This window comes from Shewanella frigidimarina NCIMB 400, assembly GCF_000014705.1.
Classification (GTDB): Bacteria; Pseudomonadota; Gammaproteobacteria; order Enterobacterales; family Shewanellaceae; genus Shewanella; species Shewanella frigidimarina.
On sequence record NC_008345.1, the window covers coordinates 906022 to 922177 of the forward strand.

The 16156-nt window shown below is 41.9% G+C and carries 13 protein-coding genes; 7 read left to right on the top strand and 6 right to left on the bottom strand.

Features of this window, described 5'->3' with window-relative positions; translation table 11 throughout:
* The first annotated feature begins 14 nt into the window (after window positions 1–14).
* Window positions 15–1484, top strand: a complete 1470-nt coding sequence (locus tag SFRI_RS04005; RefSeq protein ID WP_011636251.1) for a carbon starvation CstA family protein — start codon at window positions 15–17, stop codon at window positions 1482–1484.
* 78 nt (window positions 1485–1562) lie between these two features.
* Here SFRI_RS04005 and SFRI_RS04010 read toward each other — a convergent pair whose 3' ends face one another.
* Complete coding sequence (locus SFRI_RS04010) at window positions 1563–2777, bottom strand: 4Fe-4S binding protein (protein ID WP_011636252.1); 1215 nt, start codon at window positions 2775–2777, stop codon at window positions 1563–1565.
* Between the two features lie 243 nt (window positions 2778–3020).
* On the opposite strand from SFRI_RS04010, the gene SFRI_RS04015 reads away from it, so the two are divergent.
* The gene (locus SFRI_RS04015; protein ID WP_011636253.1) at window positions 3021–4043 is read left to right on the top strand and encodes a DUF2817 domain-containing protein; all 1023 of its coding nucleotides are present in this window, start codon (window positions 3021–3023) and stop codon (window positions 4041–4043) included.
* A 19-nt stretch (window positions 4044–4062) separates the two neighbouring features.
* On the top strand, window positions 4063–4857 hold the full coding sequence (locus SFRI_RS04020; RefSeq protein ID WP_011636254.1) for an alpha/beta fold hydrolase: 795 nt from the start codon (window positions 4063–4065) through the stop codon (window positions 4855–4857).
* A 186-nt stretch (window positions 4858–5043) separates the two neighbouring features.
* On the opposite strand, the gene SFRI_RS04025 is transcribed toward SFRI_RS04020, so the two are convergent.
* From SFRI_RS04025 to SFRI_RS04035, 4 genes are read right to left on the bottom strand one after another with little or no spacing between them, the layout of a single operon-like run.
* Window positions 5044–5943 carry a LysR family transcriptional regulator gene (locus tag SFRI_RS04025; protein WP_011636255.1) on the bottom strand — a complete coding sequence of 300 codons (900 nt, stop codon included), beginning with the start codon at window positions 5941–5943 and terminating at the stop codon, window positions 5044–5046.
* Window positions 5944–5971: 28 nt separating this feature from the next.
* A complete protein-coding gene (locus tag SFRI_RS04030; RefSeq protein WP_011636256.1) occupies window positions 5972–7558 on the bottom strand; it encodes a cryptochrome/photolyase family protein in 1587 nt (528 codons plus the stop codon).
* Window positions 7559–7569: 11 nt separating this feature from the next.
* Window positions 7570–7710: a DUF2256 domain-containing protein gene (locus SFRI_RS21185; RefSeq protein ID WP_011636257.1), complete on the bottom strand. Its 141-nt coding sequence runs from the start codon at window positions 7708–7710 to the stop codon at window positions 7570–7572.
* Window positions 7700–9214: a cryptochrome/deoxyribodipyrimidine photo-lyase family protein gene (locus SFRI_RS04035; protein WP_011636258.1), complete on the bottom strand. Its 1515-nt coding sequence runs from the start codon at window positions 9212–9214 to the stop codon at window positions 7700–7702. The genes SFRI_RS21185 and SFRI_RS04035 overlap by 11 nt, the downstream gene beginning before the upstream one ends.
* Before the next feature lie 204 nt (window positions 9215–9418).
* Between SFRI_RS04035 and SFRI_RS04040 the strand changes: the two genes are divergently transcribed.
* Together SFRI_RS04040 and SFRI_RS04045 are read left to right on the top strand one after the other, a co-directional pair.
* A complete protein-coding gene (locus SFRI_RS04040; RefSeq protein ID WP_011636259.1) occupies window positions 9419–10057 on the top strand; it encodes an NAD(P)-dependent oxidoreductase in 639 nt (212 codons plus the stop codon).
* Window positions 10058–10906: 849 nt separating this feature from the next.
* Window positions 10907–12727, top strand: a complete 1821-nt coding sequence (locus SFRI_RS04045; protein ID WP_011636260.1) for a P-loop NTPase fold protein — start codon at window positions 10907–10909, stop codon at window positions 12725–12727.
* A gap of 601 nt (window positions 12728–13328) precedes the next feature.
* Here SFRI_RS04045 and SFRI_RS04050 read toward each other — a convergent pair.
* On the bottom strand, window positions 13329–14231 hold the full coding sequence (locus SFRI_RS04050) for a LysR substrate-binding domain-containing protein (RefSeq protein ID WP_011636261.1): 903 nt from the start codon (window positions 14229–14231) through the stop codon (window positions 13329–13331).
* Window positions 14232–14430: 199 nt separating this feature from the next.
* Here SFRI_RS04050 and SFRI_RS04055 point away from each other — a divergent pair, with 199 nt between their 5' ends.
* A complete protein-coding gene (locus SFRI_RS04055) occupies window positions 14431–15399 on the top strand; it encodes a TDT family transporter (RefSeq protein ID WP_011636262.1) in 969 nt (322 codons plus the stop codon).
* 14 nt (window positions 15400–15413) lie between these two features.
* The gene (gene ybaK / locus SFRI_RS04060; protein ID WP_011636263.1) at window positions 15414–15887 is read left to right on the top strand and encodes a Cys-tRNA(Pro) deacylase; all 474 of its coding nucleotides are present in this window, start codon (window positions 15414–15416) and stop codon (window positions 15885–15887) included.
* Window positions 15888–16156 lie beyond the last annotated feature (269 nt).

Below are 16156 nucleotides of genomic sequence, written 5' to 3' on the forward strand. Positions count from 1 at the left end.
TGGATGATAATAATATGCTGATTTTCCTCATTTGTATCGGGCTGCTCGTGCTCGGATTCAAATTTTACAGTCCGTTCGTTGAGCGACAAGCTGGTATCGACCCTACTGCTAAAACCCCTCAAGAACGATTTACTGATGGCGTTGACTATGTTCCTGTTCATCCAGTTAAAGCTTTCTTAATTCAATTTCTTAATATCGCCGGTGTCGGACCGATATTCGGGCCAATTTTAGGTGCATTATATGGCCCTATTGCACTGGTTTGGATTGTGATTGGTAACGTACTTGGTGGCGCCGTTCACGATTACTTCTCTGGTGTGATGAGTATTAAAGAAGACGGTAAAAGTTTACCTGAAATTGCCGGCCATTATTTCAATGTGTACTTTAAAGGTGCCATGTTGATATTTACCGCGATGTTGCTCTTCTTCGTTGGTGTTGTATTTATCATGAGCCCAGCAGGGCTGCTAAGTAACTTAGATTATTTTAAAGACACCTTTTTGAGTAACAATACCTTTTGGGTATTACTTATTTTAGGTTACTACTTCCTCGCGACTTTGTTACCGATAGATAAAATTATTACAAAACTGTATCCATTATTTGGTTTACTAATGATTGTAATGACAACATCAATTGCTGTTGCATTGCTAATCCATGCGCCGCAACTACCTACTGTTGACGGTATCTTTGCTTATTTCGATCACAGTCACTACAACAATGATTTATTGGAGCCTAATCCTAGTGGTTTACCAGTATGGCCATTGTTGTTTGTCACTATTACCTGTGGCGCAATCAGCGGATTCCATTCAACTCAAGCACCGATTATGGCGCGTTGTTTAACTAACGAAAAATACGTTCGTCCTGTGTACTATGGTGCAATGGTTGCGGAAGGTGTTGTGGCATGTGTGTGGGCTACTGCAGGTATCGCAGCTTTCCCTGGTGGTTATATCGAACTTAAGAGTGTTCTCGATATTGGTGGCCCTGGTATGGTTGTTAACCAAGTGGCGACCACTTACTTAGGTGTCGCGGGTGGTATTATGGCAATTATCGCGGTTGCGGTTTTCCCAATTACCTCAGGTGACACTGCGTTTAGAGCATTGCGATTAACCATTATTGATGCGTTTAAAATTCCGCAAAGCGTCAGAAACCGTTTACTGGTTGCCATTCCTATTCTGATTATTGCTTATTTTATGACTAAGATTGATTTCACCCTAATCTGGCGTTATTTCGCATTCTCAAATATGTTGTTATCAACTAGCGTATTGTGGCTTGCGACTAAGTATCTGTTTGATCGCGGTACCTTCCATTGGATTGTCAGTATTCCAGCGATTATTGGTACTTGTGTGACAGTGTCGTACATCATGACCGCAGGTATAGGTTTTGGATTGCCGCAAGCGCTGAGCCAGCCCGTGGGTATTACTGTAGGTGTAATATGTCTTATTGCGCTGATTATCGCGCACAATAAACGTAAAGTGATTACTACTCAGTAAGTAATTATTGTGGTAATTGTTAATTAATTGAAGGGCTGCATTGTGCAGCCCTTTTTGTTGCCCATTTGAAAATGTAAATTAATGACCAATGCGGTCCAGTTTCTGAATCAGTTCCATTTTTATAGCGCTAGGTGTTTGACTGTGCCAGTAGCCACTCACGTAAGCAAACAGCGGTAACATAAACATAATAGTCAGTAACACAATCAGTAATCCTCTGGCCGAAAGCGGGATACCATTACGAGTACTAAATTGCAGCGCTTGTTTTTTAGGGCAAGCAGACACACAACGCATGCAAGCTTGGCATTCGTCTGAGCGGATATTTTTTTGAGTATGCACCGATATATTGGCAGGGCAGGCACGAGTGCACTTATCACAATTCATGCCTTTGGTTTCAATTAAACAATGTTGAGTATCACGACGAATTTTAAACGGGCTTAAAAAACTTACAATGCCCAACAACGCGCCATAAGGGCAAATGTAACGGCAAAAACCTTGGCGACGCCATGCGGCTAAGGCAAAGATCATTCCAAAACCGATTAAGGCCACCATTGATGGCATCATAAAAAACACTGCCATTTTTAAGTCAGCCACTTTGTGGTAATTACCCGCTAAGTAGTTTGGAATGCTTGCTGATGGCATCGAAATAACCAAATAAAGCAGTGCCGCTAATAATAAATATTTAACCATTCTGAGTGGCCAGTCTATCCACGCCGGCGGTAATAACTCTGCATGAATAACACGTTTTCTCAGTTTATAAAGGTACTCACCTGCTAATCCTAGTGGACAAGCCCAACCACAAAATGCTCGCTTACACACGACACCTGTGAGCAATACTACACACAGCATCACTACAGCAGCAGGATGGTTTTGATCCCAAAGTCCAAGGGTTAAAATAGCTTTGAGTTCTATGCCGCCCGCAATAGGTAAAAATGCATCACCGACATCAGGCCTCATTAACCAGGGTGTTTCTCCAGCATACAATAATCCAGCATTGATGGCATATTGCACTCCAACCAATAACATTGAAAGGGCAAAGAAATGTTGGCAAATCTCACGTACTGCATTGGGCCGGCCTTCTGCATTGGCAAACGCAGGTTGATATTGTCCTATTGCGGTAACAACTAATACCGCACCCAACAATATGAGTAAAAGCGGCCAGAAAAAGCTAGCAAGAGTCGCGCCGAGCAATAATGCCCCGCTGACCAATGCACCCCATTTTTTGCCACCCCAATACAGTAAGCTGGTGCTATATACTAAGGCTAGCATTAAGGTAATTGATTCGATTGTACTCATAGAGGGTGCCTATAGTGTTTTATTTTCTATTAATAATGATAAAAGTTCTGCTTAAGGGCTAATGTGAGAGGGGTCACCAAAGGCAATAATTGATTTCTAAATATATGATCTACATTGATTTGTTTACTTTATGTAAACATTGTTAAGCAATGTGTGAATTTGGTTTTTCACTCGATTGTCATTAACTTGTCTTAATGACTGGTTACCTTATTAAGATTATTTTGTGACAGTAAAAAGTGGCTAATGGCTAAGTTTTCATTTGAGCATTCGTTTGAGATCGACACATTAAAGCGCTTAATTGCACAACACCAGCACCAATTTAGGCATAAGTCGTTAGCGGATTTGTATTATCGAGGCGAAAAATTATCGGTAACTGCCATTGAACTTGGGCAGCAGCAACAACCTTGCCCTACGGTGTTATTTGTTGGTGGGGTGCATGGTGTTGAGCGTATTGGTGCACAAGTGGTGTTGGCTTTTTTAGACAGCTTACTCAACCGGTTACCTTGGGATACTCATTTACAGCAATTACTCAAACATGTACGTTTAGCCTTTGTACCTGTGGTCAACCCAGTGGGCTTTTTGCGTGGCAGCCGAGGTAATGGCAATAATGTTGATTTAATGCGTAATGCACCCATTGATTCAGATGAAGACGTGACCTTTCTTGTTGGCGGTCAGCGACTGTCACCGCGCTTGCCTTGGTATCGTGGTCAAAACGGCATGGAGCTAGAAACCCATGCATTAGTGAACTATGTGCAACAATTACAGCAACAAAGTAGCAGTGTCATTGCCTTAGACGCTCATTCTGGTTTTGGTTTGTTAGACCATGTGTGGTTTCCTCATGCGCATACTCGGCAACCTTTTGCAGGCATAGGTTATATTTATCATTTAATGCAGTTATTCGAAAAGGGTTACCCTCATCATGGTCATTATCGGTTAGCGCCACAAAGTCATTTTTATCGAACTCATGGTGATATTTGGGATTATTTAGTGGCAAATAATGCCAGCGAAAAACCGTTTATTCCATTAACGTTAGAAATGGGATCGTGGGCTTGGGTGCGTAAAAATCCGCGACAGCTATTTAATTTTTCCGGTTATTTCAATCCACAGAAAACACATCGACATCAACGTATTTTAAGGCGTCACGTGGTATTAATGCAGTTCATTATCGATGCGGCTTATGCGCAAATTATTGAACAAATAAAGCCTAAACAGCTGACACAATTGACTCAACAAGCGAATCGCTTTTGGTCTAAAAAAGCTAAATGAGGCTATGTGAGGATAAGCAATGACCACCTTAGTTTTGCTTAGAGGATTAATGCGTGACAGCCGCCATTGGTATGGTTTTGATCAGCGTTTAGCTCAACAAGCTGTGAATGTTATTAGCGTCGATTTACCGGGTAATGGCCTGTTAGTCAATCAGCCTAGCCCTGGTAAAATGCAAGACTATTGTGATGCGGTGTGGCAACAAATCGATGCCGCATTGCTAAAGCAGAGCATGCTACCAAGCCAAGTTAAGGTGGTATTGGTTGGGTTGTCTATGGGAGGTATGCTGGCGCTAACGATGGCGGCGCAGTGTCGCTCGCGAGTTAAGCATGTGGTGTTAATTAACAGCAGTGCGGCTAACTTGTCACCTTGGTATAAACGATTCCAATACTTAGGGTTAATGAGATCATTGGTGGCTGTGCTCGCGAGGGCTTTACGTGTCAGCTTGTCGAATCAAGTGGATAATGACAAAAGCCATTGGCTAGAGGCAACGGTATTAGATTTTACCAGCAGGCATTTGGGTCAAAGTATTGAAGTGATTAATGCTTGGAGCTTACTAAGGTTGCAATGCCATACATCATTTATTAATGGATTACGCCAATTGTACGCCTCGGCCCGTTTTCACAGTCCTATATTGAATGACATACCGGTTAGCGTGATTGTCGCCAATCAAGATAAGTTAGCTCATCCCAAATGTAGCGAACAGTTAGCGGTATTTTATCAAACACAATTACATAAAATAGATGATTGCGGCCATGATGCCAGCCTTGATCAACCACAACAATTACAACAACTATTGCTGGATATTATTCATTAGGGCTTATTCGTTAGGGCCTATTCATTAGGGCTTATTCATTAAGACGGTTCCATCAAGGCTCATAGAATATTGCTTCTTGAATAGAAAGTACTGAGTCGAGAGTACTAAATTGAGAGTGCTAAATTGAGTGTGCAAAATAGAAATTACTTAGTAGCGATTAGTCATTCAATCATTCATTCCGTCACTCTAGCTTGCTTGCCATTTTTTAATGTCTTGCTGCCAAGCATTAGCGGTAAAGTCGATAAAGGCTCTGACGACGGTTTGCTGATAACTACGCGACAAATAAACCGCCCACAACGTTTTACCCGGCGCAGTGATGTTGGGCAGCACTTCAAGCAATTCACCTTGTTCAAGATAGTGGTTAGCTAAATCAGTCGGCAAGCACACAATGCCGTTGCCACGAAGCGCCGCATTGATCAATACACCCATGTCATTGGCCTGTAAATTACCGCTCACATCAAGTAAACAGGTTCGAGACTCATCGATTATCTCCCAACGTGGTTGGCTCGAGTGGCATAAACAGTTGTGTTGTAATAAGTCGTTGGCTGACAATAGGGCTGAATGTTTGACGAGATAGTCAGGTGATGCGCAAATGACACTGTCGATATGCATTAAGCGTCTGGCGATTAAGCTTTCATCAGGCTGGTGGGTGTAACGCAGCGCAATATCGACTCTGTCATTCACCAGTTGCGAGACATTATCCGACAGTAACAGCTGAATATTAACTTGAGGATGTTGCTGGCAAAAAGCCTCAACTACGTCATACAGTTTGTGTTGCCCAAGGCCAATGGGTGAGGCGATCCGGATACTGCCAACCAGTTCATTATTATGGCTGTTGGCGCGACTTTCCATCGCCGTCACTTCACTTAAAATGCGTTGGCAATAATTAAGCGCTTCTTCGCCCTGTAGGGTGAGGCTAACTCGGCGCGTGGTGCGGTGTAATAATCGCAACGCTAACCATTGTTCAACTTCTTTGATATGGCGCGACACTTGTAAACGGCTTAAGCCAAGTTGCTCGGCCGCTTGGGTAAAGCTGCCACAACTGGCCACTTCAACAAAGCTGCGTATAGCAGATATTTTGTCCATAAAATCATCCTGTCGCGACAGCTAAAGGTTATAAGCTTTCTATATTTTCCAATAGGCTATCGGCTTTGTTAATAATGGCCTGTTGCGTGTGCACATCCATTTTTTGCCAGTTTTTATATACCATTGCCATTCGAGGGTTACGTTTAAATTGGTCTTGATGCCGCTGAATAAAATGCCAATATAAACTGTTGAATGGGCAAGCGTTATGTTCTGTCTTGAGTTTGACATTGTAATGGCAGCTTTTGCAATAGTCGCTCATTTTGTTCAAATAGTTACCGCTGGCGGCATAAGGTTTTGTGGCCACAATTCCGCCGTCAGCAAATTGAGTCATCCCGCGCGTATTGGGCATTTCGACCCATTCGATGGCATCAATGTAAATGCCTAAATACCAGTGGTCGACTTCATCTGGATTGATACCCGCGAGTAAACTAAAGCAGCCAGTCACCATCAATCTTTGAATATGGTGGGCATAAGCATAATCGAGTGACTGTTTTATGGCGTGGTGCATGCAATTCATCTTGGTGTTGGCGGTCCAAAAATACCCTGGCAGCGGCCGCAGTGCTTGTAAGGCATTTTTAGTGGCGTAGTTAGGCATATTGCACCAATAAATACCGCGAACATATTCACGCCAGCCAAGTATTTGCCTAACAAAACCTTCAACTTGAGCCAGTGAAATATCATGTTGATGCGCTTGCCAATGCGCGATGACTTTATTAATCACTTCACTGGGGGAAATAATTTTAGCGTTAAGCGCAAACGATAGCCTTGAATGATATAAGCTCCAATCCGCACGGCTATTTTCGGTCATCGCATCTTGGAAATGACCAAAGCGGATCAATAAATGCTGGCAAAAAAAGTCGAGTAACTCACGTGATTGGCGTCGATTCACTGGCCATAACAATTGGCTTTCTGCCTTGCCTATGGTGTTGATATTATGGCGCTTAAGGCGGGCTAAAATATCACTGACATCGTTAGCAAATACCAAGGGCGCAGGAACATCAGCAAGATCATTCTTTTTAAAGCTCGCACGGTTTTGCTGGTCAAAATTCCATTGGCCACCTAATGGTTCACCCTCTTGCATTAATACATTAAAGCGTTTGCGCATGCGTCGATAAAAAAACTCCATTTTCACATGTTTATTCGGTGTAAATTCGCGCTGAATATCGGCAAATGGCAGTAAGAAATGTTCTGTGTCGTAGCTGTTTTTACTCACCTTTGGCAGTGCGAGTTCACTCAATTGTTGCGCTAAGCGATATTCATCAGGCTGTTGATATTCAAATATCGTCAGTTGCTGGGTTGTGGTGATGTTTTCAAGTAATGCAGGGAGATCTGCATAGTGCTGGGTGTCATCTAATGTTAGGTACATCACTTGATGACCACTCTTGGATAAGGCCTGTGCAAATTGCGCCATAGAGGCAAAAAAGGCGCAGACCTTTTGCACATGATGAGTGACATAACTTGCTTCTTGTCCCAACTCGGCAATCAAATACACCACATTAGGATCGACTTGTTTAAACCAAGAGTGTGACGCATTGAGTTGATCGCCCAAGATGAGTCTCAATGTGCTGGTTTGCGGCAATAATGTTGGTGAAGCATTGGTGTAAAGCGTCGTCATGGTGATTACCTTTATTCAGATTTATGTCGGCGACAGCGTTCAGAACAATATTTAACGTTGTCCCAATCTTTGGCCCATTTTTTACGCCATGCAAAAGGGCGTTGGCATACCAAACAGATTTTATGGGCTAAATGTGGTTTTTTATGTGTCATGGCGAGCCTTCTTCTGTTTGGGCTTTGGGCGTACATGACGGGTTAATACCGCAACAATATGCTGTTTAACTTGAGGTTGTTCGCGATACGACCATAAACGATCGCGGGCAGTTTGTGATGCTTGAGTTAAATCAATCATTGGCTCTGGATAGTCACGACCTAAGATAATGTCGTTAAAAATCGCTTCCATAGGCGGTTGTTGCCAAGGTTGATGAATATACTCATTGGGTAAATTGGTGAGCTCTGGGCACCACAATCGAATAAACTCACCGCGTGGGTCTTGGTCTTGTGACTGCTTTACGGGGTTATATAACCTTATGGTGTTAATACCTGTGACCGAGGCTTGCATTTGCAGTTGCGGATAATGGATGCCGGGTTCGAAATCGAGAAAATAATTGGCTAGCGGTAAGCTGGCATGCTGCCAGGCTATATTGAGATGGTGAGTCACAAAGCTGACTAGCATGGCGCGCATTCTAAAGTTGATATAGCCGGTTTCTTTTAAACAACGCATACAGGCATCGATAATAGGGATCCCCGTTTGGCCGTCAGCCCAGCGTTGAATATCTTGCTGCACTTTGTCGTCGGTACGGTAGGGGTAATCAACATACCCAGGGTTAACCGGGGTAAATTCCATGCTGCATTGGCTTTCAAATTTTTGCATAAAATGGCAATGCCAATGTAAACGAGACATCATCGCCAATAACGGTTTTCTCCACGCTTTGTTGCTGGTTTGCACCTCGTTATAACGTGTTAATGTCGCTTGATATACTTGCTTTAGACTGATGTTTCCCCATGCTAAATAAGGCGATAAGCGTGAACAATGGGTCCGACTTAAGCTCGGGCTTGAAATACTGCGTTGATAGTCTTTACCCCGATGGGTTAAAAAACTGCTCAGTATTGTTCTGGCTGCTTTGGGGCCACCTATTTGAAACTGATCATTGTGTGCCATGATGGCATTATCAAGAGTCGGCTCTTGATAGTTATCGAGTTTTTGTAACTGACATTGTTGCCAGTTGGGGATGGCAATAGGGCTGTTCATTACTTGTTGCCAGTGTTGATCCCATGCCTGACGATTTTTTCGGCCACGAACTACAGCTCCAGTAGGCGACTGCTGCCAACTAACTGGCTGTTGATTACACCAGCGAGCAACCGTTTTATCGCGTTCAAAGCTGTTGTGTAAACCTATCTCTTGATGACTATAAATATTCTTAATTTCAAATGTTTGGGATATCTCATCCAGTAAGTCAATCATCGGCATACTGAACATATACACCTGTCCGTTAAATCGGAGCAGTTGTTGATTCATATCTTGCAGCGACTGCCACACAAAGCGCCAATGGCGTTCATTATAATGCGAGTCAGCCAGCATAAATGGCTCAAAGGTATAAATGAGCAAGCAGGGTAAATCGTGATTAAACGCATCGACGAGCGGCTGATGATCAGACAAGCGCAAGTCGCGTTTAAACCAGACAATATTAATAGCTTGTTTGATTGTGTCGGGCATGGCGCCAAAATCTCATGATGAATGAGCCATTAGATACGCACTAGCCTGCGGTTTAGATTGCTTTTAAGGACACTATTACGTAAAGATTTTTACACCTTGATTTGTATCTTTAAATGATACAATTAAGCGCAATAATCGATATTTATCTCTAAAAGATTACCCACTAAACTAGCTCCATTGATAATTAATAGAGCGAGACACAAAATGAAATTAGCAGTATTAGGCGCAACAGGTTGGATTGGTGGCACTATCATGCAACAAGCGATAAGCCGAGGCCATGAAGTGATTGCCGTAGTGCGCGACGCCAGCAAAGTCACTCAAGATGTGGCCGTACGTACGCTTGATTTAACCACGATGACAAGCGATGCCATCGCTAGCGCATTTGCCGATGTTGATGTTGTTATAGCGTCAATCGGTGGCCGTGCCGCACAAAACCATCAAGTAGTTTCTCAAACCGCTAAGCAATTATTGCAACACTTGCCTAAAGCTGGCACACCGCGTTTGTTATGGGTTGGCGGTGCAGGTAGTTTAGAAGTCGCACCAGGCGTGACGTTAGTATCAACACCAGAGTTTCCTGCAGATTATAAAGCCGAAGCCATCGCCCAAGGTGAGGCACTAGCTGTGTTCCGTGATACAGATTCTGCTATCGAGTGGACTTATGTTAGCCCCGCAGCGATTATTTTCCCTGGTGAGTCAGAAGGCCCATACCGTATAGGCGGCAACGAATTTTTTACCGATGCACTAGGCCAAAGCCGAGTATCAGTAGTGGATTATGCCAAAGCTATGCTCGATGAAGCCGAAAATGCTCAGCATATTAATCAACGTATTAGCGTTGCTTATTAAGTGATATTGGGTGGATGATTAATCGAAACAGGCCTAAACGGCCTGTTTTTTTTATGCTTTATCCGGCGCATAGGTGGTTATATCGATTAGGCAAACAATGGTTGAATTTGTATTAGGCCATAGCCGTTACTCGGTAAGGTTTGAGCGCATTTTACTCAAAAAATTATATTGGGTTATCAGTTACAGGTTATGTAATTTGAGTCTGTTTTAAAACGTTTTTGGATAAAAGTGTATTTAAGGTATGGCCTGCGGCCACTAACGTCGTGGCGCTTCGCCCACACCAGACCAAGAGGAAATCAACGGCTATTCCCTCTTGGATCACCCAGCCGCCCCGCAACATTTTCAAACAGCGAAAAGGTCGCCATGGGGTAAATCCAGCTTTTAACTTTATTTTTAGTCTGCCTCGGCCTTATTCGAAAATGCTAACGCTTCCGATGGTACATCCTGTACCGCGAAAACTAGCCTGACATCCATGTCAGGACTCACGCTATTTTCTTCAACGCCCTCAAGTTCAGAGTTGAATTTAGATATTTTTAAGTAGAGGCTAATTCGTTATTAGACAAAACCATTTTAGAAAATTTACCCAACTAAAAACATTTCGGATAACTTTTAGTATTAACGTATTAACGATAATGGTTCACTGCGGAAGCTTCGTAACTAGTTTTCGGGAAAGAGTTAGTGCTGTTTGATCAAGGTAACTCTCAAAAATGGTGTGTTACGGGAAGTCTTAGCATTTCATAGCGTTATATTGAATTACCTCGTGTCTTATAGATAATTCTTTACAGAATAGATGGAAATGATCTTTAAATACAGTAAGCTACTTATAATCACCATTAACCGACTCTCCTCATGACTAGCTTAGTTACTCTGCAAATAGTTGAACAATTAAAGGACAACAGCCACCCACCAATCATTTTGCTCAATGGTGTTTGGGGAGTGGGCAAAACTTACCTTATTGAGAATGAGCTAAAAGCTAAAATAGAAGAAGATAAAGAATACTTCGGTGACTATCACTACTTCTCAGCCTATGGAATGAGAAGTGTTACAGACTTTCAAGATCAAGTAGTGTCTTTGTTTTTATGCAATCAAAATGAAGGCTCTAGATATGTTAGCACTGGGTTGGCACAAGTTGGCAATATTGCTAGGATATTTGGTGCTGATAAGTCTGAAGCAGGCTTATTTCAAGGAGTTATGTCTGGATTAAGCGGTGCAGTAAGACAAAGCACACTCCAAAACTTATCTAACATGACTATAGTTCTTGATGATCTAGAGAGGCTAATCGATCCAAAAATAATTGCCGATATCTTAGGTACATGCCTGCGCTTTGCTGAGCACAATCAAGTCAAAATCATTGTCGTTGCTAATGAGGATGCTCTTTCTGACAAATCAAAAATTGAAAAGACATTTAGTGACATCATTACGCTATCACGTAGTTCTGACGAACTCATCAATATACTGTCGGACAAATACAAAAGCACTCTCGAATCTACCACTCAAATGTTAATTTTAAGGTATTTGAATAAATTCAAAGATTTAAGTTTAAATATTGATAATCTAAGGGTCATTCAAAGGGCGATAAATCGAATTATTAAACTCAAAAATAGAGTTGATTCTATCGAAGGGTTAGATTTACCTTTGACTCATGAAATCATCACCCAACAAATTTTAGGCGTTAGCTTTTTAGCTTATGCAAAATGTTACTCTGAAAAAGACTTCAAAGACTTTTTAAGTCTTGGCTTGACTTCGTATAGTACAAACTTTAAAACATTCAATTCTCAAAGAAATGGCGAAGATGTTGAAAAGGAATTATGTAAAGATGAACAAAAAATAGAAGAACAGAATAAAATCATACGCAGTATCTTTAGTTCTATAAGTTTAAATGAAGGAATAGTGCATTTTTGTTTTACTAATCTTATTCCTTTCTGTGATGATGCTGAACTGATTAATAAACTAGGCCTTCCAATAGCAGCGAGCCCACTAGACCAACTCATTAAAGGTTACTTTTTCAATCTATCTGAAAAGGAGTTCGACCAAGGATTGCTTGAATTAGAGGAACTTCTCTTCGGTGGAGCCAATAAAGATTATTATCAATGGGTAAAAGGCTGTGAAACGTATCTCTATCTAATAAATAAAAATTACCTAAATAAAGTTAAGACTGATGAATTAAATAGACTAAAAGACCTTCTAACTCAAGGTGAAATTATTGACTTTTCAACTATAGAGCATGGGCAATTTAACCGGTGGTTAAATGTGCCAGAAGAACTTGATACTCATGAATTTAAATCTCTGCTTGGGGCATTCATTACTAAGTCAGAGGAGCATAAAAATGCAGAGTTTGCTGAAAACTTTTATACCAATTGGCAGCAAGCCATTTTTACTGGACCAAAGGACTACGACCGCAATCCATTCTTACACTATCTAAATGTAAGTAATTTTTGTGGGCGCATAACTCAATGGAAAGGTGGTGATATCATGGCTTTTATAGGTTTTGTAAAAGAACGTTTTACTATATCGAATGCTAAAGATAGGTATGAGGTCGAGCTGCCCTTCATACAGCAATTGATTCCCAAACTAAAAATTAAACAAAGTGAAGTAAATGGAAAGCTCATGAATGGAATAATATCTGAGCTTGTCCAAGAGTTTGAGCTAGCTCTAGAGCAATTGACATAATTATGGTAATGGTTCCAGCACCTGTCGCAGTATCTCATTGATCGAGCCACAATGGTGTAATTAACAGCGAAGTCTTAAGTTTGCCCCATTGCTATACAGAAACCAAATCAACAAGTTATAAATAATTTTACCCTGACAAGCTTTGAGGGGAAATTGGGTTAGTTATCTTGACTCTGAAATGGTCAGCGTCAACTCTGAACTTGAGGTCGTTGAAGAAAATAGCGTGAGCCTGACAGGACGTCAGGCTAGCTTTCGCGGTACAGGATGTACCATCGGAAGCGTTAGCATTTTCGAATAAGACTGAAGACGGTTACAGATGAAGTTAAAAGCTGGATCAATCCCCATGGCGACTTTTCGCAGCTCTTGTTTTGTAAATAGCGAAAATGTTGCGGGGCGGCTGGGAGTTCCAAGAGGGAATAGCCGTTGATTTCCTCTTGGTCTGGTGTGGGTGAAGCGCCACGACGTTGGTGGCCGCAGGCCATAATGTATTAGCCCGTGTAGGGTGGAACCTTGCGATCTTAATTCAAACGAAGTTTAAAAATAGGTATGGTGAAGCGCCACGACGTTGGTGGCCGAAGGCCATATTCAACCAAGAATCGCTTTATGAATTATCCCATTGATGACAAAACTCAATAAAGCTTTTCAACAGCGGGCTGTGATATTTATCTTTGTGAACCACCAACCAAAACGGTCGCTGCATATTAATATGATTCCCCTTAATTGGGGAGTCGAGCTGAGTCACACGGCCATCGTTAATCGCATATTGTGCCCCCAAAGCAGATAAACATCCTAAGCCAAGTCCAGCGGCGACACTGTTAATTAATGCCTCAGTAGTGTTAAGTTCAAACACTTCATGCCACGATTCTATTTGCGGCGCGATAGTACGTAAAAAAAACTCTCTCGAGCCAGAACCTGCTTCACGTAATATCCATTCACTTTGTTCTAAATCGTTAAACGTCCATTGTGCCTGCAGACTTATGGGTAAATGAGGCGCAGCGATAATACACATTTCATCATGACTAAACTGAGTGGCGATAAGTTCTGGGTGATGACTTTTACCCTCAATCAAGCCAATGTCTAACTCGTAATCCAGCAGTTTTTGGCAGATTAAGCGTGAATTTGAAATCACCACGCTTTGTGAGAAATGTTGATGTTGCTGTCTAAATTGGCTCAATAACCCAGGTACAACATGATTACCTAAGGTGTCACTGGCACCTATTTTCAATTGACCCGTAAAAGCGTGGTCTGCATCAAACAATTGACTGATATTATTTGCTCTACTAAGCAGCTCATCGGCCAGTGGTAATAACTTGTGTCCTTCTTGATTAAGCACCAAGCGATTATTGACCCGATCAAATAGCGGGTGACCCAATTGTTTTTCGAGTTCTGCAAGTGCCATGCTCACCGCGGCTTTAGACAGATACAGTGCCTTGGCTGCAGCGGTTAAGGTTTTATGTTGGGTAACACAGGTAAACACGTTGAGCTGCTTTAATGAAATGTGCATAGCGCCGCTTAGTTTTATACAGAGTGAGTTTGATTGTTATAAAGTTAATGTGAACGGTTTCATTTTTTTTTCATCGTTATTGGTATGATCAATATTTTGTTCAATTTTTATGAACGTATGTCTCATATAATTGGATATATATAAACAAAGTGCAAGCGTAATATAAGCTTATTCTCTGATGGGTTGTTTTGAGGTTGTAATGATTCGAGCGGTAAAACAAACACTAACGGCAGTTCCAACCCCTATGGCTGGATTAGCGTTGGGAATTGCAAGTTTAGGTTGGAGTTGGGAAACCCTCGTTGATTTACATCATTATAGTCAGTGGGTTGGGGCTGCCATCGCAAGTGTATTATTACTGATTTTAAGTGCTAAATTTTTATTACATTCAGATTTATTACGCCAGGATCTTGCTCATCCAGTGGTCGGCAGCGTGGTACCTACTTTTGCAATGGCGTTAATGGTGGTGTCGAATTCGTTGAGTTATGCCTCTGCACTCGCAGGTGATTTATTATGGTCATTTGCAGTATTGCTGCACATCAGCTTTTTGGTCGGGTTTATTTATCATCGCAGTAAACAATTTTCACTGCATCATATGGTGCCTAGCTGGTTTATTCCGCCCATTGGTATTGTGGTGGCCGATGTGTCGTTTTCAGGCAATATTCATTTAGCGTGGGTTGCTCATGCTGCGCTAAACTTTGGCATGTTGAGTTATGCCATAATGTTACCGATGATGATTTATCGTCTTATATTTACAGAACAAATCCCAGATGCAGCCAAACCTACTTTAGCGATTTTAGCGGCGCCAGCAAGTTTATCTTTGGCGGGCTATTTAACGGTAATTGAACAACCATCGCCGGTTATTGTTGGGCTATTATTTGGTATTGGGGTGTTAATGACCTCGATTATCTATCTATGTTTTTTCAAACTGATGCGTTTACCCTTTAGCCCCGGCTATGCCGCGTTTACGTTTCCGATGGTGATAGGGGCAACGGCATTATTTAAAATGTCTGTTTGGATGGAAAGTGTTGGCATGGCAGCGGAATATGTACAGCAAATTAATGCATTAGCTGAATTTGAATTGCTTGTCGCTACCGTGGTTGTCAGTTATGTTTGTCTGCGATATCTGCATTTTTATCAGCCAAGCAAAGTATTGGCGGTGAATCCATAAATGAGCGCATTATCATGACCCCAGCAATTGAGATAGCCAAAAAGCATAAAATAGATTTTGAAGTACATGAATACCATCATGATACTAATAGTGAATCTTATGGTTTAGAAGCAGCGCAAAAATTGGGCGTGCCAACGGAACAAGTGTTTAAAACCTTGGTGGTGAGCTTAGATAACCAAGCGCTGGTGGTTGGGGTTGTACCAGTGTCGTCGATGTTGAGTATGAAGTTAATCGCGAAAGCCGCGGGCGCAAAAAAAGCCCACATGGCAGAGGCGTTAGTCGTTGAGCGTTCTAGCGGTTATGTACTGGGTGGTGTGAGCCCATTAGGGCAAAAAAAGCCTTTGCCGACAGTTATCGATATTTCTGCACAGCAGCATCAACGTATCTACATTAGCGCCGGCAAAAGAGGCGTAGATATCTCGCTAAGTCCTGCTGATTTACAATGGTTATTGAAAGCTACGTTTGCTGATATTTGTGCCCAACGTTAATATCCATTTGCCGCAAAATGGCCGATGAGATTGTTAGCTTAATGACCATTGGCAGCAAGCAATATGCAGCAAGCCATACGCAGCAAGCATTTCGCAGCCAACATTTCAAAATAAGCATTTCATAGCCAATAATTTTCTACAAAGAGTTTGCTATAAAAGGTTAGCTATAAAGAGATCGCCGTATACATTTTGCCGCAAACAATTCATCTCAAATAATTCATCTCAAAAATTTAACCGTAAAACATCTGCTCTGGAACGAGTTCGTCTCA

Excerpts from the sequence above, each read along its gene's own strand:
- SFRI_RS04005 (WP_011636251.1), top strand. The coding sequence starts at position 15 with ATGCTGATTTTCCTCATTTGTATCGGGCTGCTCGTGCTCGGATTCAAA.
- SFRI_RS04010 (WP_011636252.1), bottom strand. The coding sequence starts at position 2,777 with ATGAGTACAATCGAATCAATTACCTTAATGCTAGCCTTAGTATATAGC.
- SFRI_RS04015 (WP_011636253.1), top strand. The coding sequence starts at position 3,021 with ATGGCTAAGTTTTCATTTGAGCATTCGTTTGAGATCGACACATTAAAG.
- SFRI_RS04020 (WP_011636254.1), top strand. The coding sequence starts at position 4,063 with ATGACCACCTTAGTTTTGCTTAGAGGATTAATGCGTGACAGCCGCCAT.
- SFRI_RS04025 (WP_011636255.1), bottom strand. The coding sequence starts at position 5,943 with ATGGACAAAATATCTGCTATACGCAGCTTTGTTGAAGTGGCCAGTTGT.
- SFRI_RS04030 (WP_011636256.1), bottom strand. The coding sequence starts at position 7,558 with ATGACGACGCTTTACACCAATGCTTCACCAACATTATTGCCGCAAACC.
- SFRI_RS21185 (WP_011636257.1), bottom strand. The coding sequence starts at position 7,710 with ATGACACATAAAAAACCACATTTAGCCCATAAAATCTGTTTGGTATGC.
- SFRI_RS04035 (WP_011636258.1), bottom strand. The coding sequence starts at position 9,214 with ATGCCCGACACAATCAAACAAGCTATTAATATTGTCTGGTTTAAACGC.
- SFRI_RS04040 (WP_011636259.1), top strand. The coding sequence starts at position 9,419 with ATGAAATTAGCAGTATTAGGCGCAACAGGTTGGATTGGTGGCACTATC.
- SFRI_RS04045 (WP_011636260.1), top strand. The coding sequence starts at position 10,907 with ATGACTAGCTTAGTTACTCTGCAAATAGTTGAACAATTAAAGGACAAC.
- SFRI_RS04050 (WP_011636261.1), bottom strand. The coding sequence starts at position 14,231 with ATGCACATTTCATTAAAGCAGCTCAACGTGTTTACCTGTGTTACCCAA.
- SFRI_RS04055 (WP_011636262.1), top strand. The coding sequence starts at position 14,431 with ATGATTCGAGCGGTAAAACAAACACTAACGGCAGTTCCAACCCCTATG.
- ybaK (WP_011636263.1), top strand. The coding sequence starts at position 15,414 with ATGACCCCAGCAATTGAGATAGCCAAAAAGCATAAAATAGATTTTGAA.